Raw genomic sequence first — 17523 nt, forward strand, 5'->3', positions numbered from 1 at the left:
CGTGTCCATCCTGCTGAAAGGCATCATTGCCTACCCGGTTACACCGTTCTCCGCCGACGGCGGCGTCGACCTCACGGCGCTCGACGCGCTGATCGAGCGCCTGATTGCCGACGGCGTCCACGCGATCGCGCCGCTGGGCAGTACCGGCGAGAGCGCGTACCTGTCCGACGCGGAATGGGAGGCGGTCGCCACCGCGTCGATCCGCGCGGTGCGCCGGCGCGTGCCGACCGTCGTCGGCATTTCCGATCTCACCACGGCGGGCGCGGTGCGTCGCGCCCGCTTCGCCGAGCAGGCCGGTGCCGATGCGGTGATGGTGCTGCCGGTGTCGTACTGGAAGCTCGGTCACGACGAGATCGTCGCGCACTATCGCGCGATCGGCGCCGCCGTCGGCATCCCGATCATGCTGTACAACAACCCCGCGACGAGCGGCGTCGACATGTCGCCCGACCTGATCGCGACGATCTGCCGGACCGTCGACAACGTGACGATGGTGAAGGAGAGCACGGGCGACATCGGGCGGATGCACCGTCTCGCGCAACTGAGCGACGGCGCGATTCCGTTCTACAACGGCAGCAACCCGATGGCGCTCGCGGCACTTGCAGCCGGCGCGGCCGGATGGTGCACGGCCGCGCCGAACCTGAATGCGGCGTTGCCGCTGGCGCTGTTCGACGCGATGCGCGCGGGCGACCTGGCGCGCGCCCGGGCGGTCTTTCAGGCGCAGCTGCCGCTGCTGCAGTTCATCGTCAACGGCGGCTTGCCGGTGACCGTGAAGGCCGGGCTGCGCCTGTGCGGCTTCGATGCCGGCGAACCGAGGAAGCCGCTGATGCCGCTCGGCGACGCGCGCACGCGCGAACTCGAACGCCTGCTCGCGGCATTGCCTGACGGTGTGACGACATGAGCGACGCGGCACGGCCGGCGATCTCGGCCCCTATCGGCGCGGTGCGGATCGGCGCGAGCCGGCCGCTGGCGGGCACGCCGCACGCCAGCGCGATCGACAAGCAGCCGGTCGGATCGCGCTTGTGGCTGGGCGCGCTCGGCTTTGCCGGCGACGAGCAGGCCGATGCGCGGCATCACGGCGGCCCCGACAAGGCGGTGCACCACTATGCGCACGATCACTACGCATGGTGGGCCGCGCAGATCGGCGCACGCGACGTGCTCGCGCAACCGGGTGCGTTCGGCGAGAACCTGTCGACGCACGGCGTGACCGAGCACGACGTGTGTCTCGGCGACGAGTTCACGCTCGGCGGCGCCGTGCTTCAGGTGTCGCAGTCGCGGCAGCCGTGCTGGAAGCTCAACGCGCGCTTCGATCATCCGCGGATGGCCGCGCTCGTGCAGCAAAGCGGCCGGACCGGCTGGTATTACCGCGTGCTGCAGGCGGGCTGGGTGGCGCCGGGCGACGTGCTGGCGCTGCAGCGGCGCGCCTATCCGCAATGGACGCTGTCGGCGGTGCTCGACGTGCTGTACCGGCGCACGCTCGACATGGCCGCGCTCGACGCGCTGTGCGAGGTCCCGATACTGCCGGCCGGCTGGCGCAAGCTGCTCGACAGGCGCCGGGCGGAGCGGCAGGTCGAAGACTGGACGAAGCGGCTCGAAGGACGTTGACGTCCGGCGTGGCTCAGTGGCTCGGCAGCTCGCGCACGTCGGCGGTCGGTACCGAGCCGAACGCATCGCTCAGCGCATAGCCGATCAACTGCCGCGCGGCCGCCTCGGGCGTCGCGAGCGCGCCGCTCGACTTCAACTGGTCGAATTTCTCGCGCATCGGGAAGTTGTCTTCGCTGGTCGAGCGGATCGTTGCCTGCATGCCCGTGTCGACGACGCCCGGCGCGACGCTGCAGACCCGCAACGCGCGGTTCGCGTCGAGCGCGACCGCGCGCGCATGGTGATCGAGCGCGGCCTTGGTCGCGCAGTAGACGCTCCAGCCCGCGTACGCGTTGCGCGCCGCGCCGCTCGACACGTGCAGGATCCGGCATTCGGTCGTGGCCGATGCCGCTTGCGCGAGCGCGGCCGACAGCATCAGCGGCGCCGCGACGTTCACGCCGACCGCGCGTGCGACGATCGCCGGATCCTGCGCGGCGAGCGGGCCGATCGGATCGACGATGCCCGCGTTGTTGAACAGCAGCACGATCGACGCGCCGTCGACGAAGCGGCGCAGCGTGTCGCCGGCCAGCCAGGTCGCGACGGCCGGCGTGTCCGACAGGTCGAGTTCGATTTCGGTGAACCGGTCGCCGGCTTGCGACGCAAGCGTCGGATGACGGCTGCGCGACACGCCCAGCACGGCGATGCCTTCCAGCAGCAGCTGTTCGGCGAGCGACGCGCCGAGGCCGCGTGTGTGTCCGGTGACGATGGCGCGCACGTGCGGTGCGGAAGAGGATGCGGTCATGGCGGTGAGCGGGTCGAAGGGGTGAATGGATGAACGGATGAGCGGCGTCGACGGGCGACGCGCATGCACGGCGGCATGGCGTGCGGGACGGGCGATGCGTGGTGATGCGTGCGAAAACGCTCGCGCCGCGCCGCGGACGTCGGGGTGACGCATATCGTAGCGCCGGCATGCGTGTCGCGCAAACGCCGCCGCGTGCGAGGCGGCGGAATCGCCGGCACGGCGCGCATCCGTCGCCGCGCGGCACCGGCCGGCGGGCAGGGCGGACGAAAGCCGGCTGCGGCAAGTGCGCGCGGCGGTTGGTGAGTGGCGCCGGGCCGAGCGACGCGAGCTATCATATGGCTCGCCCGTGCGCGATGCCGGACGGGCCGCGACTGTTTCCCTTCACCTGCTGCACGCTGCGACGCCACTCATGACCACCACGCCGGATACGCCCACGCCACGCGCCCTTCGCGAACTCACGCCCCTCGAGGCCCGCATTCTCGGTGTGCTCGTCGAGAAACAGCACACGGTGCCGGACACCTATCCGCTGTCGCTGAATGCGCTGACCGCGGGCTGCAACCAGAAAACCGCGCGCTCGCCGGTGATGAACGTCAGCGAGGACGAAGTCACGACCGCGCTCGACGGGCTGAAGCACCTGAGCCTCGTGATGGAAGGCAGCAGCAGCCGCGTGCCGCGTTTCGAGCACAACGCGAACCGCGTGCTCGGCATCCCGAGCCAGGCGATCGCGCTGCTGACGATCCTGCTGCTGCGCGGCCCGCAGACGGCCGCCGAGCTGCGCCTGAACAGCGCGCGCCTGCACGGTTTCGCGGATATCTCGTCGGTCGAGGCGTTCCTCGACGAACTCGCGGCGCGCGCGCAGCCGCTCGTCGTCCGGTTGCCGCGTGCGCCGGGCGCGCGCGAGAACCGCTGGATGCACCTGATGTGCGGCGAAGTGAACGTGGCCGACTTCGCGGGTGCGGATGCCGGCGGCGCTGATTCCGTGCCGCCTTCGGAATTCGAAGCGCTGAAGGCCGAACAGAAGCGCCTCGCGGATGAAGTGGCGCGACTGAATGCGCTGGTTCTGCGGATGGCCGGCGAGCTTGGCATCGACGTCGACGCACAAGGCGACGCGTCCTGACACGAGCGACTGCGGTTCATGCGCCTTCGCCCGGCCCGGTCGTTATGCGGCCGGGCCGGGGCGCGACGCGGATAGCGCCCGCGCCGCCGCGTTACTTCAGCTTGACGCCCGGTACGAGATAACGCGCGCCGCCCGGCCTCAGGATCGGCGTGAGCGCCGCGAACGGCACATCGAGTTGCGGCCCGAGACAGGCGCCCATCGCGTGGCCGATTCCGGATACGACGAACGACAGCTTGCCGGGTGCGTCGAGTTCGAACGCCAGATACTCGGGGAACACGTCCGCGCACGACAGCGAGACGCCTTCGCCGTCCGTCACGTGCTCACCCCGTGCTGTCGTTGCGCGCAATCGCGTAATGAAACCCACCAGCGCGGGGCTCGTTGCCGGCTCCCCGTCCTTGCTCGTCGTAGCGGCGTCGATCACGCGATTCCAGTCGAGATACGCGCCACGCAGCAGGTCGAACGTGACCGGATCGTAGTGATTGTCCGGGTACGCGCCGCCGCAGAACAGGCTGCCCGATTCCACGATACCCAACACCGCGCGCGACAGCCACGTGACCGTTACGTGCTCGTCGTCGTCGTAACCGCCGAGCGTACCGGCTGCCGGCCCGTCGTCCGTATAGCGCGTCGCCGCGCATTCGAGCGCTGCGAGACTCATCTGCCAGTGCCGTTGTTCCAGCAGATGGTTGACCCGTGCCATCACGGCCGGATCGGGATGGCGGCTCAGCCGCGGATACGCGAGCACGGTGCGCGGGTCGCTCCACATCCTGTAGGCAACCAGGCCGTCGCCGATCTCGGCGCCCACCGGCCGTACGTGCCCGGCAAGCTTCAGCGTGGCATAGGGTGCGTGCTGCATGTCGATCTCCGCGCTGCGCGCGATGCCGCTGCCGACACCCCCCGCGGATACCGCGGTGATCGCTTCGACCGACCCGGGCGCAACCGCGTCGGGATCGTATTCAGCGACGCGCCGCAGCGTGAAGCTGCGCGTCTTGCCGGAGCGTGTGTCGGTCCAGCGGCCGCGATAGCCGGCCTTGTCCCGCGTGCCTTGCCACGTGGCCGCAGCATGATCGAAATCGGCTTGCCCGCGGAATCCCGACGCGTCGCGCGCGTCGTCCGGCAACTGCGTTCGCACGACCGGTTCGACCAGTTGCGCGGGCGTGCCGTGTAGCGGAATATCGACGCCGTGCTGCGCATAGAAGTAGCGGCCGGAGATCGAGCCGTCCGCAGCCGGGCGATCGTCGAGTTCCATCACGACGGCTCCGGCGCCTTGCAGCGTGCCCTCGTAGACCGTGCGCGGCGCGGCATGCGCGAAGCCTGCGTGCAGCGCGACCAGCACCCACGCGATCCGGATCAGCGGGCGCATCACCAGCGGCACCCGGTCTGTTCGGACGCGTCGACATCCAGCGCGCGGCCGAACGCGGTCTGCTTGCCGGTACGCGCGTTGGTGTAGGTCATCGAATAGACCATCGCGCCCTGGGTCATCATTTCGTAGCGCCCGTTGACCTTGCCGCCGACCATTTCGACCCAGGTCGTCGTGTACTGGTGCGGACGGCTTTCGTCGAGCACCTCGTCCTCCTCGTGTTCGATCACCAGCGGCAGGGCCGTTTTCGACTGCGCGTACCGGACCATGCCGCCCGACCATTTGACCGCATCGTCATAGTAGGTGCGCATCTCGAAGCGCATGGGTTTGTCGCCGTCCGACCTGAAGCAGAACACGTCGGTGGACACCTTGGCGAGTGCCGGAAGCGACACGCAAAGCAGCACGGTTGCGAAGATTTTTTTCATGGTGGCGTAAGGGAAACGGAGTGGCCAGTCAACCGACGCGGATCCGCGAAGCGCCCGCATCGACGAGCCGGAACAGCAGATCCTCGACGGCCGTTTCGGGCGCGGAGCCGAGATCCGCATGGACGCGCCAACCCTGTTCCGCGCGAACCGGTTCCGACAGGTAGTGAACGATCCCGTGCAGGCCGTCTTCGGCCGGCGTGTTCTCGTCGTCGGCGTCGAACCACGCGAAGAACCATGCCTTGAACGCGTCGGCCGCCGCGCTTTCGTCGAGACCGTCGGCCTCGATCGCGGCCCAGTCCCACACGAACGGGCGGATCGACACGGCCACCGTGTCGAGATCGAACGCGAACGGCTCGAAATCCAGCTGCGTGGCGGAATCGACCATCGCCGGCTGGCCGGCCGATTCGCCTTCGGACGCGATGATGTCGGCCCGGCACGGCAGCGCGAGCGGCCCTTCGGTGGCGAGCGTGCCGTCGGCACGCCGGTAGGCCGGTTCGGCGATCACGGCCGGTTGTGCGGCCGCCTTCGCGAGCAGGTCGGCATACGGTTGGCGAATGGCGCGGAGCAGTTCGGAGACGGTCATCGTGGCGTGTCGGCTGGGCAGGAAACGATCGGTCACAGGCAGGCGGTGCGCCGTGCGGCCGGCATCGCACGACGCGGCCGCTTCGGTACCCGACAGCCGTGATCGTACGGTACTTCCGCAAAACGCGGACAGTCGGCCGAACGGCCAGCGCGCCCCGCATCGTGCGGCGGCGCGTTTAGACGTTTACCTTCAAACAATGGAAAACGCCCGTCGAGCGTGTTCTCGATGTGCTTCAATTAATCCGGTTTGTACTCCTACTAAAATCACGAATTCAGAACAGGCCGGATCAACCTTTCACAGGAGACAGTCGATGGCACGGAAACGGTTTTGACGCGGCGCACACGATGGTCTGCAACACCGCCGAACTTCCTTCGATGAAAGCAGGTTATCCCAGGGGCCCCAACCATGTCCTCCAGACGTTTCATGCTGGCCGCGGCAGCCGTATCCGCTGCGCTGGCGGTCGCCGCACCGCCGGCCAGCGCCGGCGCACCGGCCGTGTCCGATCCGTTCTATACCTACACCGGCACCACGCCGCTGGCATCGATTCCACCGGGCACGGTGCTCAAGACGCGCAACGTCACCTATCACGTGGCCGGCATTCCGACCGCGCTGACCGCGCTACAGTTGCTGTATCGCACCAATAACGCGCTGAACCAGCCGGTCGTGAACGTGACGTCGGTGATCCGGAGCCAGGTCAGCAACGGCCGGGCCATCTCGTACCAGTCGGCTTACGATTCGCTGAACCCGTACGACGAGCCGTCGCAGGTGATCGCCGGCGATCGCGACGTCACGAAGATCATCAACGTCGGCACGTTGCTCTACAGCGCGGAATCGATTCCGCTGTCGACGCTGCTGCTGCTCGGCTACAACGTCATCGTGCCCGATACGGAAGGCCAGACGGCCGATTTCGCCGCCGGCCCCGAATACGGGATGACGACGCTCGATTCGATCCGCGCGGCGCTCAATACGCCGTCGACCGGCCTGAGTCCGTCGAGCAAGGTCGCGATGATCGGCTATTCCGGCGGCGCGATCGCGACGAACTGGGCCGCGCAGCTCGCGCCGAGCTATGCGCCCGAGATCAACAGGCAGCTCGTCGGCGCGGCGGAAGGCGGCGTGCTGGTCGACCCCGCGCACAACCTGCGCTATGTCGACGGCAGCATCGTGTGGGGCGGCGTGGCCGCGGCCGCGCTGGCCGGGCTGTCGCGCGGCTACGGCTTCGACCTGACGCCCTATCTCAGCGATACCGGCGTCGCCGTGTTCAACGACATCCAGAGCCAGTCGCTCGCGTACATCCTGCCGAGATACACGGGGCTGCACTGGGGCACGCTGTTCAAGCCGCAATACGCGAACGACATCAACAGCATTCCCGCGTACGTGACGTATGCCAACAAGGTGAATGCCGGGCTGGCCGCATCGCCGACGATCCCGATGTTCATCGGCCAGGGCACGGCGGGCGCGCTGGACGGCACCTTCAGCAGCCAGGTGGGTGACGGCGTGATGCTCGCGTACGACGTGCGCGCCCTTGCGCAGAAGTTCTGCGCCAGCGGCACGCCGGTCACGTACACCGAGTATCCGCTCGAGCATGCGGGGGCGATCGTGCCGTGGGTGGCCGGCATGCTGCCGTGGCTCTACGACCGTTTCAACGGGAAAGCCGCGCCGAGCAACTGCTGGCTGACGTCGCTGCTGCCGAGCAATTCGCTGGCGCCCGAGACGCTGCACTAGCCGCACCGCACCGCACCGCACCGCGAGGCGCATGGCCGGGCGACCCTTCACGGGTCGCCTTTTTTCATTCCGGGATTGATCACGGTCGCGTCAACGCGGCCTTTGCCGCGCCCGGCCCTCCCGCCGGAACCCTTCGCCGCCCCGCCCGGGTGCCATAATCGAGCCTGCTCATCATTACAGACGTCCCCCGGAGAATCACCATGCAGAACCTCGACAATCCTTCCCACGATCGCGAGGTAGGCAGCGCCGACGCGACGCAGGACACCACGCGCATCGACGACGTCCGCATCGGCGCCGTGCGCCCGCTGATTTCGCCCGCGCTGCTGCTGGACGAGCTGCCGGTGCCGGCCGCCACGCAGACGCTCGTCGAGGATACGCGCCGCGCGATCGGCGACATCCTGCACGGCCGCGACGACCGGCTGCTGCTCGTCGTCGGCCCGTGCTCGATCCACGATCACGACCAGGCGCTCGACTACGCACGCCGGCTGAAGGCCGCCGCCGATGCGCTGAAGGACGACCTGCTGATCACGATGCGCGTCTACTTCGAGAAGCCGCGCACGACGGTCGGCTGGAAGGGCTACATCAACGACCCGCGCCTCGACGGCAGCTTCCGCATCAACGAAGGGCTGCGTGCCGCGCGGCAATTGCTGCTCGACATCAACGCACTGGGCCTGCCGGCGTCGACCGAATTCCTCGACCTGCTGAGCCCGCAGTACATCGCCGACCTGATCGCATGGGGCGCGATCGGCGCGCGTACGACGGAGAGCCAGAGCCACCGCCAGCTCGCGTCGGGCCTGAGCTGCCCGATCGGTTTCAAGAACGGCACCGACGGCGGTGTGCAGGTTGCGTCCGATGCGATCGTCGCGGCGGCCGCGAGCCACGCGTTCATGGGCATGACGAAGATGGGGATGGCCGCGATCTTCGAGACGCGCGGCAACGACGACGCGCACGTGATCCTGCGCGGCGGCAAGAACGGCCCGAACTACGACGCCGCGCATGTCGACGCATGCTGTGCGGTGCTGCGCAAGGCCGGGTTGCGCGAACAGGTGATGGTCGACTGCTCGCACGCGAACTCGAACAAGTCGCACGACCGCCAGATCGACGTCGCGCAGGATCTCGCGCGACAACTGTCGCAGGGAGAGCACCGGATCGTCGGCGTGATGGTCGAGAGCCATCTCGAGGCAGGGCGGCAGGACCTGAAGCCGGGCGTGCCGCTCAAGTACGGCGTATCGATCACGGATGCATGCCTGAGCTGGACGCAGACTGAGCCGGTGCTCGACGTGCTGGCGGAGGCCGTGCGGCATCGGCGAGTGTATTCGCGCAATGCGTGACGCGGACGATACCGGCATGACCGATTTCCCGTCCGACGCACCGGCTGTCCCGGGCGAACCCGCTGCTTCCGGCGGGGCGGCGACGGTGCCGCCCGGCAAGCTGTTCACGATGGCGGGCATAGGCTGGGCGGCGTTTCTCGGCTCGCCGCTCGCCGGCGGCATCCTGCTCGCGGCGAACGCGCGGCGTCTCGGCCACCGCGCGCTCGCGCAGCGGCAGATTCTCGTCACGGCACTCGTCACGCTCGTGTCGATCGTGCTTTACGCGGCGGCGGACGTTCCGGAAACCTCGGCGGTGCCCCACGCGCTCGTGCATGCGGTCGTCATTGCCGGTCTCGCCGGGACGATCGTCTATGCACGGCACGCGCAGCGCGAGGCCGTCGACGCTCACCGGGCGGCCGGCGGTGCGCTGCAATCGAACTGGCGTGCGGCGGGCATCGGCCTGCTGACGCTGCTCGGCGTCTGGCTGTCGATTGCGACGGCGATCGTCGTGCTGGGTGTTGCGGGCGTGCTGAACTTCGACAACGACCTGCGGCTCGTGCGCGACTATCCGGCGCCCGCGGAACTGCGTCTGCCTGCGGGATGGCGGGTCGCGAACCAGCCGGAGGATCGCGGCGACGCGACCTACCGGATCCGGCGTTTCAGGTTCGGGCTGATCTCGGCCGGGATCGAGTTCGTCATCGGCGACAAGAGCGACGATGCCCTGTCGAGCCTCTGCGACGGGTGGGACGAGGGGGGCGGGGAAGGCGGCAGCGCGATCGAATCGTCGCACGCGGCAAACGAAACGATAGCCGGCAGGCCCGCACTGGCTTGCGAGCACAAGGAGGCGCTCGGCGATGCAATCGTCCACCAGGCCGTCGTGGCGACTGCCGGTGACACGAAGACCTGCGCGCTGATCTACACGGCGCGCGAGGAGAACTACGCGCGTTATCTGCCGGAGTTCGACCGCGTTCGCGATTCGCTGCGGTGTCCGTAATGTCGCCGTCGCGCGGGGCAGATGACGGGTGCTGCGTCATCGCGTCCGATGCAGCGTTGCGCGAGTGGCGCTAACATGGGCCGGTGCGATGTGTCGCGCGCGGGCCACCGGGCTTCGCGCGGCGCATGCACGGCGGCGGCTCGGCCGACCGCCGCGACCGACAACAATTCACCGGAGTGCACAACAGCATGGCTTTCTACAAAACCCTCATCGCAGCAACCGTCCTCGCCTCGAGCGTCAGCGCGCACGCGCAGATCGCGGGTGCGCAGCCGATCAGCGTCACCGTCGAGCAATCGCAGGCGCTGCTCGAAGGCTGGAGCGTGAAGAAGAGTGTGCTCGGCAAGGCCGTCTACAACGACGACAACCAGAAGGTCGGCACCGTGCGCGACCTGATCGTCGCGCCGGACGGCTCGGTGTCCGCGGCGATCGTGTCGGCCGGCGGCTTCCTCGGCGTGGCCGCGCACGACGTCGCGGTGCCGATCGCGTCGCTCGACGTGCGCAAGGGCAACATCTACCTGCCGGGCGCGACGAAGGAAGCGCTGAAGGCGACGCCGGCATTCCAGTACGCGAAGGTGCCGTCGCCGCCGAAGCCGAAGAAGGTCGACGACAAGCACTGATCGTCGATTCGATGCATCGCCGCCCGGCGCGCACCGCGCCGGGCCCGGCGACCGCCGTTCGTCGATGGCCAGGCGAGTCGGCGCAAGTCGGCGGGGGCTCGGCCTCGCATCATGGCTCCGGGCGAATTGCCTCGACGATCGATGCCGATGCAGCTGCGCATCGCGCGCGGATCGGCGCGGTGCGCCGTCACACGCCGTGAATGCCGCACATGCCGGCGATCAGATCGCCGGCTACTCTCCGCCCACCCATACCCCGCTGAACCCGAACGAAACCGGCCCGCTCAGGAGCACGCTGCCGGTACCGTCCCATCGAACGGTGACGTCGCCGCCGTCGCAGGTCACCCGCACCGTATCGTCGAGCAGCCCGCGCCGGATGCCGTTGACGACCGCACCGCACGAACACGATCCCGAACCGAGCGGCACGCCGCCGCCGCGCTCCCAGATGCGCAGGCGAATATGTGTGCGATCGATGACCTGAACGAAATGCACGTTGGTTTTCTGCGGAAACAGCGGATGCGTTTCGATGGCGGAGCCGAGTGCCGCGACATCGATCGCGCGGAGATCGTCGACGAAGAACGTGCAATGCGGGTTGCCCATGTTGCAGGCGGCCGGCGCGCCGGGCAGCGGCAGCGCGAGGGTGTCGAGTGCGTCGGCGACCGGCACGTCCCGCCAGCCGGTGAGCGGCGTGCCCATCTCGACGGTGATCAGGCCGTTCGTCTCCCTCGAACACACGAGATAACCGCGGCGGGTCCGCAGCACGAGCGATGTCATGCCGGATTCCCGCATCAGCTTCCACGCGATGCCGCGCGTTGCGCTGCCGCAGGTGTCGAGCGGCGAGCCGTCGGCGTTCCAGAACGCGACGCGGGCCGCCGCGTCGTCGCAGTCCGACACGACGGCAAGCTGGTTGAAGCCGATGCCGCGGTGCCGGTCGCCCATGTGCCGCACGAGGTCGCGATCGATACGCGGCACGTGTTCCTGATCCTGACCGCGCAGGTCGACGATGACGAAGTCGTCGCCGTTTGCGTTCATCTTCTGAAATCCGATCGGCATGGCGGTTCCGGAATGGAGACAGGCGAACACTGTACGTGACTCGCCGTTCCCGATCAATCGCATGCCGGACCGGCGGTTTGCATGAATTTGTTCTTGTTGCTGCCGCGTCAACAGGGCGGCTGCGGGGTTTCCTTCCTTTGCGTTCCTGTCGGGCTGCATGGATGGGTGCCGGCGATCGCCGCATCGAGGGACGACGCCAGGACCTCGAGCGCGCATTCACATGATGGCTTTTTCGTTAAAACCGCCTCTATTCCAGCGGATTCGGTGATTTCATCCGGATTCGTCGACGGCGCATCGCTCGACGCGTCGTTTCAGCCCCCGAATTTCGCGCGCTCCCCCAAGTATTCGACGTGCTGGCCGCCGCCACGCCGCCGAATCCGTGCAAGCCGCCGATCAGCCATACGGGAGCAGGCAATCTCGGCATCGGCATCGACGGATCGGTCACATTCCGAACAAATGCGACGTGTTGTCGAACGGCATCTTGCACGTCGACCCGGGTCACTTTCCGGTGAGCCGGTTCGGTGCACCGAACGCGACGTCCACGCCGGTCGATTTCAGCATCTCGCTCAGCGATTACGCGGCTTCCGCGAAGCCGACCCTCAGCTTCCGCGACAAGGCCGCACAACCGAACGCGGACAAGACGTTGTTGTCGTCGAGCGCGCCGGCAGCCCGCGCGGTGGCGCAGGGTTTCAACCTCGTGACGACCGAGGCGTCGACCGGCGAGTGGATTGCCTATGGCGATCCGTTGAGTGCCAGGCAGTACCCGATGAATCGCGTGGGCGACATGGCGACGATTCCGCTGCGCGCGCAATACATCCGTACCGGCGCCGCCGAGTTGACGTTCACGTTTCCGTGACGGCGGCGCGATTCGCGGGCCGTGCCCTGCGAGATGGGGAGTTGTCGATGCGATGCGGGATCACAGCATGCGTGTCAACACGCTGTTCTTCGACACGAAGTGATGCTTGAGCGCCGCGCCGGCATGCGCCGCCACCAGGGCCGCCAGCGTGTAGCAGGCGATCTTGTGGAGAACGAACCAGTGCTCCGTCACCGGCCCGGCCGAGAACGGCGTCTTCACGTACACCGTCCAGAACAGCCAGTATCCTTCGGGCACCATCAGGAAGCCGCTGACGAGCACCACGGCGATGAGCGCATAGATCAGCGAATGAACCAGATGCGCGATCGCACGTTGCTTTTCCGGAATCGACTGAATCTCCGGCGGCGCCTTGCGGAAGAACGACCAGAGATACCGCAGCGGAAACAGCGCGATCAGGCAGGTCGCGAGCGACATGTTGAGCGTCGACACGAAGCCCCAGATCGCCGGTTGCGTGATGAAGTGAAGCGAGATGCCGGCGACCATCGTGTAGAGAATGATGGCCGCGAAGATCCAGTGCATCGCACGGGAAAGCCGATCGTATCGGCCGGCCTGCGGCACCCGGTGCCGCGCCTGTGACAGGGAAACGGAAGACATGATTCAACATCCTTGATCGAGTGTCGATCGGTTGATCGACGTGATTTAAAGATGAGAATTATCTCGATCGCGCCGCAGGATGAAAAAGATCATGAACGATTTCTCAACGCGTGCGGTGTGCTCCCGTCACGGCCGCGCGGGCCGCGTTCGGCTGCGAACGGATCAGGTCCGCTCGAGCCGGTATCCGTAGTTGTAGATCGTCGTGATGACGAGCCCGTTCTTCGGCCGCAGCCCGAGACTCCTGCGCAGCTTGCTCACGTAGGTTGCCAACGTCGCGTCGTATTTCCGGTCGACGACGCCCCATACGTGCTTGATCATCATGTCCTTCGACACGATCCGGCCGACACTCTCGAACAGCATCAGCGCGAGATCGAATTCGCGCTGGGACAGTTCGACCGGCGCGCCGTCCACGGTGGCGACGTGCGTACCGGTGTCGAGCGCGAATTTCCCGACCTCGACGATCTTCGCCCGCTGCGTTTCCGGATAGTACTTCCGCGCCTGGGCGCTCACGCGCGCGATCAGCTCGCGTTCGCGCAGCGGCTTGACGAGATAATCGTCGGCGCCATTGTTGAGGCCGAACACGATGTCGTCCTCGCCGTCGTGCTGCGTCATCATGATGATCGGCAGCGCGTCGGCGAACGAATCGCGCGCCCAGCGCATCACGTCGATGCCCGACATGCCGGGCACGTCCCAGTCGAGCAGCAGCACGTCGACGCGCGTCGAGCGTACCAGTTCGACGAAGCTCTCGCCGTCGTGACGGACCTCGGTTTCGTAGCCGGCCTTCTCCAGCCAGCGGGCCACGACACCCGCCTGCGTCACGATGTCTTCCAGGATTGCAACGATCATGTTGTTTCCGCTTTCAGTGTGCGGCCCCGGTTGCCGGCGTGCCGGCCGCGTTTGCAGCACCGTCGCCGGGCGCCGGCGGCAGGTAAACGAAAATCCACTCGCCATACGTGTCGCGGTCGCCGAACGACTCGTAGCGGACCGGGAACCCCTGGCGTTTCAGCGGCCGGCCGGCCGCTTCGCTGAACACGCCCATGATGCCGCCGTCCGGCGCCTTCACGAGCCCCCATTGGGTCGACCCGGTCAGCGGGTCGGCATACAGGCGTCGCAAATGGCGCTGGGTCGGCAAGGTCCGGCGATCCTCCAGCAACGCGTCGAGCGACTCGGGATAGCGGTTTTGCCCCGCTGCGCCGTAGTAGCGTTCGATCGCCGCGCGATACTGGTCGCCGACGAACAGCAGCTCGGCTTCGCGGTCGCGTTGCTGAACGGTGCTCCAGATGCGCGTGGCCTCGGTCATCCCGAGGCCGAGCGCCGCGACGAGCATCAGCACGCCGAGATACGCGATGCCGCGTTGGGTGCGCGGGCGTTGCCGCAGGTTACCACGTCTCATAGCTGCTTCCGTCGAGCGCGCTTCCCTTTGCGCCGCTCTTGATGTCGGCCACGCCGCCGCTGTCGCCGGCCAGGGGGCGCCACGAATTGCGCTTGCCCGTCACCGGGTCGAGCGGCACTTCGCGCAGGTAGCGATTTTCGACGAGCGCCTCGAGCGAGGCCGGGTCGCGGCCGTGGTCGGCGCGGTAATCGTCGATCGACTGGCGCAGCGTATTCAGGTTGTGGCGCAGCACGGTTTCCTTCGCGCGGTCGCCCTGCTTCAGATAGCCGGGCGCGACGAACGCGGTCAGCGCCGCGATGATCGCCATGACGACGAGCAGTTCGACGAGCGTGAAGCCGGCGGTGCGACGCGCACGTCTACCATTGGTTGTACGGGACGCCATTGATGCCCTCCTTGCGGTTGGTGGAACGGATGTCGAACACGTCCTCGCCCGACGAAAAGGATGCCGGATCGCTCGAGTAACTGCGCGTTTCCCACATCTCGTCGGGCGCCTTGCCGTCGCATTCGCACATCGGATCGGCGGGAATCTTGCGCAGGAAATACAGCCGCGCGCCGTTCGGGGAAGTCTTGTCCTCGACGCCCTCGACCAGCGTGCGCAGATCCGGCGGATAGCCGCTCGCGTCAGCGCTGTGCTCGATCCGTCCTTCGCCGGCCGCCGTCTTGTAGGCATCGAGCGCGGTACGGATGACGACCAGCGCGCGGCGCAGCTCGGTTTCGTCGGCGCGGCGCCTGGCGAGATCGGTCAGCGGCAAGGCGACGGTGGCGAGCAGCGCAAGCAGCGTCAGCGCGACCATCATCTCGATCAGCGTGAAGCCGCGCGCGCGGCGGCGCCGCGCGGCGCTCATGCGACGCTCCAGAGGCTGGGCAGCCGTCCGGGCGCGTCGGCGTGCAGGGTCGATCCGGGCACGGCGCCGCCGTTGATGGACGCCACGAACGACACCAGCGAGCCGATCAGCGAACGCACCATGGCCAGCAGCCCGCGCTTTTCGGTCGCGGGCGCCGCCACGTCGGCCGGCAGGTCCGCGGCCGCGACGACGACGGCCTCGGCCTTCGGCGGCGGCACGGCGCGCGTGGCCGAGGCGGGCTCGATCGCATGCGCGCGAGGCAGCGGCAACGCGGCCGCTTCCGCACGCACACGCATCATGCTGCCGCCTTTCATCGTGGGCTTGCCCGATACGGCCCCGGCTTCGCCCGACTCATCAGCCGGGGAGGCTTCAGCGCCCGGCGCGGTATCGACGGCCTCGTCCGGGCCCGGTTGCGCGGCAGGCGCGGCGTCCGCGGCGGGGGCCGCCGGTTCGATCGGCGCATCGAGATCCGGGGCGTTCGACGAAGCCGTCGTGGCCGATGCGGATTCGAGCGTCAGCGCCTCGGTCGTCACGCGCGACTCGGTCCCCGACAGGAACGTGGTGACGGCCGACGTCGGCAGGTCGAGATTGCGCTCGATGTGCGGGGTGATCAGCAGCACGATTTCCGAGCGCTCGTTGCTGCGGCCGTTCGAGCCGAACAGGCGGCCGACGACGGGCAGGCCCGACATGCCGGGCAGACCCGAGATGTTCTCGATCTCGTTGCGCTTGACGAGGCCGGCGAGGATCTGCGTTTCGCCGTTTCGCGCGGTCATCAGGGTTTCCGCATTGCGTGTCCCGAGCGAATAGGCGACGAGGCCGGTCTTGGTCGTTTCCTTCGACAGGATGCTGCTGACTTCCATGTTGACCTTCACGCTGACTTCGTCGTCGAGGCTGATGCGCGGCTCCACCTTCAGCATCAGGCCGACGTCCTGGTAGCTGACGGATTCCGTGACGACGCCGTTGGCGTTCGTGGTCGTGACGATCGGCACGCGTTCGCCGATCTTGATGTTGGCCTTCTCCATGTTGCGCACGCGGATCTTCGGATTCGCGAGCGTCTTGGTCTTGCCCTGCTTCTGCAGCATGTCGATCGCGAGCGACAGCGCGCCGGATTCGCTGGATACGCCGATCCGGTCGCGGTTCAGGCGCAGCAGGTCGCCGAGCGTCAGCGCCGCGCCGTCCGCGCCGCCGAGCGCGCCGAACTGCACGCGGCCCGGGTACTGGACGCCGAGATCGAGGCTGTCGTTCATGTTGACCTCCAGCACCTGCACGTCGAGCGTGACTTCGGACTGGGGAATGTCCAGCCCCATCACGACGCGCTCGGCCACCTGGATCGTTTCGGGCGTGTCGCACAGGACGACCGCGTTGACGCGCTCGTCCACGTAGATGTCCTTCGGCTTGATCATCTGGCGCAGTGCCGCCATCACCGATTTCGCGTCCGCGTGCGACAGGAAGAAGGTGCGCAGCGCGAACTCGGTGTAGGTGCGGCTTTTCTCGGGCTGCGACGGATAGACGAGCAGCGTGTGCTTGTCGAGCACCTTCTTCTCGAGCTGGTTCGTGCGCAGCAGCAGGTTGATCGCATCCTCGGCGGTGGTGCGCTCGGCGAACAGCGTGGCGGGCTGGTTGGTATCTACGTCGCGGTCGAACACGAAGTTCACGCCGGACACGCGCGAGATCACGTCGAAGATGTTCGACATCGGTTGCTGCTTGAAATTGAGCGAAACCGGCTTGCGCAGCGCGTCGGACAGTTGCGGGCGCACGGGACGGCTCGCCTGCGACGCGCGCAGCAGCGCATCGCGCAGCCGCTTGGCTTCCGCGTGGTTCGGCTGTTCGGCAAGGATGCGCCGCGCGATCTCGAGGGCTTCCTGCGGTTGCTCGCCGCGGATGCGCTGTGCGCGCGACAGTTCGACCGCCATTTGCTGGCGGCGCTTGACCTGCTCGAGTTCCTGACGGGCGCGCAGATTGCCGGCGTCCTCGGCCAGCACGTTGTTCAGGTGATCGATCGCCGCGCTGTGGTTGCCCTGTGTGCTTTGCCGCTCGGCGGCCTTCAGCTCGGCGCGCACGTATTCCTGCCGCGTGAGTTCGAGGGAGGTGGCGATCCGGATGTCTTCCGGCGCGGCTTCCTTCTGCTGCTGGAGCGTGCCGAGGCGTTCGGCGGAGGTCCCGGCGGCGGCGGGCGGGCTGCCGGCCGGGAGGCTCGAGCATCCCGCCAGCGCCAGCGCCGAGGTCAGGAGCAATAAACTGATGGTTCGTTTCATCATGGTG

The 17523-nt window shown here is 67.7% G+C and carries 19 protein-coding genes; 8 read left to right on the forward strand and 11 right to left on the reverse strand.

Annotated features, from left to right (window positions below; translation table 11 throughout):
- Window position 1: 1 nt before the first annotated feature.
- Window positions 2–898 carry a dihydrodipicolinate synthase family protein gene (locus PQB87_RS18145; protein ID WP_226216996.1) on the forward strand — a complete coding sequence of 299 codons (897 nt, stop codon included), beginning with the start codon at window positions 2–4 and terminating at the stop codon, window positions 896–898.
- The gene (locus tag PQB87_RS18150) at window positions 895–1602 is read left to right on the forward strand and encodes an MOSC domain-containing protein (RefSeq protein WP_153490387.1); all 708 of its coding nucleotides are present in this window, start codon (window positions 895–897) and stop codon (window positions 1600–1602) included. The genes PQB87_RS18145 and PQB87_RS18150 overlap by 4 nt, the downstream gene beginning before the upstream one ends.
- Window positions 1603–1615: 13 nt before the next feature.
- Here PQB87_RS18150 and PQB87_RS18155 read toward each other — a convergent pair whose 3' ends face one another.
- Window positions 1616–2380, reverse strand: coding sequence for an SDR family oxidoreductase (locus tag PQB87_RS18155; RefSeq protein WP_060067966.1), 765 nt, complete (start codon window positions 2378–2380; stop codon window positions 1616–1618).
- 409 nt (window positions 2381–2789) lie between these two features.
- Here PQB87_RS18155 and PQB87_RS18160 point away from each other — a divergent pair, with 409 nt between their 5' ends.
- Window positions 2790–3497 (forward strand): YceH family protein, encoded by a 708-nt coding sequence (locus PQB87_RS18160; RefSeq protein WP_060067964.1) that lies wholly within the window; start codon window positions 2790–2792, stop codon window positions 3495–3497.
- Window positions 3498–3588: 91 nt separating this feature from the next.
- Here the strand turns inward: PQB87_RS18160 and PQB87_RS18165 are convergent, their stop codons facing one another.
- Genes PQB87_RS18165 through PQB87_RS18175 form a run of 3 tightly spaced genes read right to left on the reverse strand, consistent with a single transcriptional unit; the run spans window position 3589 to window position 5862 of the window.
- Window positions 3589–4857, reverse strand: coding sequence for a hypothetical protein (locus tag PQB87_RS18165; RefSeq protein ID WP_489243438.1), 1269 nt, complete (start codon window positions 4855–4857; stop codon window positions 3589–3591).
- Window positions 4857–5279: a hypothetical protein gene (locus PQB87_RS18170; protein WP_489243439.1), complete on the reverse strand. Its 423-nt coding sequence runs from the start codon at window positions 5277–5279 to the stop codon at window positions 4857–4859. Before PQB87_RS18170 ends, PQB87_RS18165 begins: the two co-directional genes overlap by 1 nt.
- 28 nt (window positions 5280–5307) lie before the next feature.
- Complete coding sequence (locus PQB87_RS18175) at window positions 5308–5862, reverse strand: hypothetical protein (protein WP_489243440.1); 555 nt, start codon at window positions 5860–5862, stop codon at window positions 5308–5310.
- A gap of 405 nt (window positions 5863–6267) precedes the next feature.
- On the opposite strand from PQB87_RS18175, the gene PQB87_RS18180 reads away from it, so the two are divergent.
- The 4 genes from PQB87_RS18180 (at window position 6268) to PQB87_RS18195 (ending at window position 10505) form a co-directional block, all read left to right on the forward strand.
- On the forward strand, window positions 6268–7584 hold the full coding sequence (locus PQB87_RS18180) for a lipase family protein (RefSeq protein ID WP_489243441.1): 1317 nt from the start codon (window positions 6268–6270) through the stop codon (window positions 7582–7584).
- 200 nt (window positions 7585–7784) lie between these two features.
- The gene (locus PQB87_RS18185) at window positions 7785–8915 is read left to right on the forward strand and encodes a 3-deoxy-7-phosphoheptulonate synthase (protein WP_027790280.1); all 1131 of its coding nucleotides are present in this window, start codon (window positions 7785–7787) and stop codon (window positions 8913–8915) included.
- A gap of 16 nt (window positions 8916–8931) precedes the next feature.
- Complete coding sequence (locus PQB87_RS18190; RefSeq protein ID WP_153490395.1) at window positions 8932–9888, forward strand: hypothetical protein; 957 nt, start codon at window positions 8932–8934, stop codon at window positions 9886–9888.
- Between the two features lie 188 nt (window positions 9889–10076).
- On the forward strand, window positions 10077–10505 hold the full coding sequence (locus PQB87_RS18195; protein ID WP_042974211.1) for a PRC-barrel domain-containing protein: 429 nt from the start codon (window positions 10077–10079) through the stop codon (window positions 10503–10505).
- Between the two features lie 231 nt (window positions 10506–10736).
- On the opposite strand, the gene dapF is transcribed toward PQB87_RS18195, so the two are convergent.
- Complete coding sequence (dapF, locus tag PQB87_RS18200; protein ID WP_489243442.1) at window positions 10737–11555, reverse strand: diaminopimelate epimerase; 819 nt, start codon at window positions 11553–11555, stop codon at window positions 10737–10739.
- A gap of 481 nt (window positions 11556–12036) precedes the next feature.
- Here dapF and PQB87_RS18205 point away from each other — a divergent pair, with 481 nt between their 5' ends.
- Window positions 12037–12411, forward strand: a complete 375-nt coding sequence (locus PQB87_RS18205; protein ID WP_489243443.1) for a fimbrial protein — start codon at window positions 12037–12039, stop codon at window positions 12409–12411.
- Between the two features lie 60 nt (window positions 12412–12471).
- On the opposite strand, the gene PQB87_RS18210 is transcribed toward PQB87_RS18205, so the two are convergent.
- From PQB87_RS18210 to PQB87_RS18235, 6 genes are all read right to left on the reverse strand, one after another.
- On the reverse strand, window positions 12472–13023 hold the full coding sequence (locus PQB87_RS18210; protein WP_060067945.1) for a cytochrome b: 552 nt from the start codon (window positions 13021–13023) through the stop codon (window positions 12472–12474).
- A gap of 162 nt (window positions 13024–13185) precedes the next feature.
- Window positions 13186–13869: a response regulator transcription factor gene (locus tag PQB87_RS18215; RefSeq protein WP_059688161.1), complete on the reverse strand. Its 684-nt coding sequence runs from the start codon at window positions 13867–13869 to the stop codon at window positions 13186–13188.
- Between the two features lie 13 nt (window positions 13870–13882).
- A complete protein-coding gene (locus PQB87_RS18220; RefSeq protein ID WP_059688081.1) occupies window positions 13883–14416 on the reverse strand; it encodes a type II secretion system protein in 534 nt (177 codons plus the stop codon).
- Window positions 14403–14798, reverse strand: a complete 396-nt coding sequence (locus PQB87_RS18225) for a type II secretion system protein (RefSeq protein WP_060067941.1) — start codon at window positions 14796–14798, stop codon at window positions 14403–14405. The genes PQB87_RS18220 and PQB87_RS18225 overlap by 14 nt, the downstream gene beginning before the upstream one ends.
- Complete coding sequence (locus tag PQB87_RS18230) at window positions 14773–15261, reverse strand: type II secretion system protein (RefSeq protein WP_059688080.1); 489 nt, start codon at window positions 15259–15261, stop codon at window positions 14773–14775. The genes PQB87_RS18225 and PQB87_RS18230 overlap by 26 nt, the downstream gene beginning before the upstream one ends.
- Window positions 15258–17516 (reverse strand): secretin GspD/PilQ domain-containing protein, encoded by a 2259-nt coding sequence (locus PQB87_RS18235; protein ID WP_489243444.1) that lies wholly within the window; start codon window positions 17514–17516, stop codon window positions 15258–15260. The genes PQB87_RS18230 and PQB87_RS18235 overlap by 4 nt, the downstream gene beginning before the upstream one ends.
- Window positions 17517–17523: the final 7 nt, after the last annotated feature.

This window comes from Burkholderia sp. KL41, from assembly GCF_057005415.2.

Coding starts and splice junctions, on each gene's coding strand:
- PQB87_RS18220 (WP_059688081.1), bottom strand. CDS start 14,416: ATGAGACGTGGTAACCTGCGGCAACGCCCGCGCACCCAACGCGGCATC.
- PQB87_RS18215 (WP_059688161.1), bottom strand. CDS start 13,869: ATGATCGTTGCAATCCTGGAAGACATCGTGACGCAGGCGGGTGTCGTG.
- PQB87_RS18195 (WP_042974211.1), top strand. CDS start 10,077: ATGGCTTTCTACAAAACCCTCATCGCAGCAACCGTCCTCGCCTCGAGC.
- PQB87_RS18185 (WP_027790280.1), top strand. CDS start 7,785: ATGCAGAACCTCGACAATCCTTCCCACGATCGCGAGGTAGGCAGCGCC.
- PQB87_RS18165 (WP_489243438.1), bottom strand. CDS start 4,857: ATGCGCCCGCTGATCCGGATCGCGTGGGTGCTGGTCGCGCTGCACGCA.
- PQB87_RS18190 (WP_153490395.1), top strand. CDS start 8,932: ATGACCGATTTCCCGTCCGACGCACCGGCTGTCCCGGGCGAACCCGCT.
- PQB87_RS18210 (WP_060067945.1), bottom strand. CDS start 13,023: ATGTCTTCCGTTTCCCTGTCACAGGCGCGGCACCGGGTGCCGCAGGCC.
- dapF (WP_489243442.1), bottom strand. CDS start 11,555: ATGCCGATCGGATTTCAGAAGATGAACGCAAACGGCGACGACTTCGTC.
- PQB87_RS18180 (WP_489243441.1), top strand. CDS start 6,268: ATGTCCTCCAGACGTTTCATGCTGGCCGCGGCAGCCGTATCCGCTGCG.
- PQB87_RS18175 (WP_489243440.1), bottom strand. CDS start 5,862: ATGACCGTCTCCGAACTGCTCCGCGCCATTCGCCAACCGTATGCCGAC.
- PQB87_RS18160 (WP_060067964.1), top strand. CDS start 2,790: ATGACCACCACGCCGGATACGCCCACGCCACGCGCCCTTCGCGAACTC.
- PQB87_RS18155 (WP_060067966.1), bottom strand. CDS start 2,380: ATGACCGCATCCTCTTCCGCACCGCACGTGCGCGCCATCGTCACCGGA.
- PQB87_RS18225 (WP_060067941.1), bottom strand. CDS start 14,798: ATGGCGTCCCGTACAACCAATGGTAGACGTGCGCGTCGCACCGCCGGC.
- PQB87_RS18235 (WP_489243444.1), bottom strand. CDS start 17,516: ATGAAACGAACCATCAGTTTATTGCTCCTGACCTCGGCGCTGGCGCTG.
- PQB87_RS18150 (WP_153490387.1), top strand. CDS start 895: ATGAGCGACGCGGCACGGCCGGCGATCTCGGCCCCTATCGGCGCGGTG.
- PQB87_RS18170 (WP_489243439.1), bottom strand. CDS start 5,279: ATGAAAAAAATCTTCGCAACCGTGCTGCTTTGCGTGTCGCTTCCGGCA.
- PQB87_RS18230 (WP_059688080.1), bottom strand. CDS start 15,261: ATGAGCGCCGCGCGGCGCCGCCGCGCGCGCGGCTTCACGCTGATCGAG.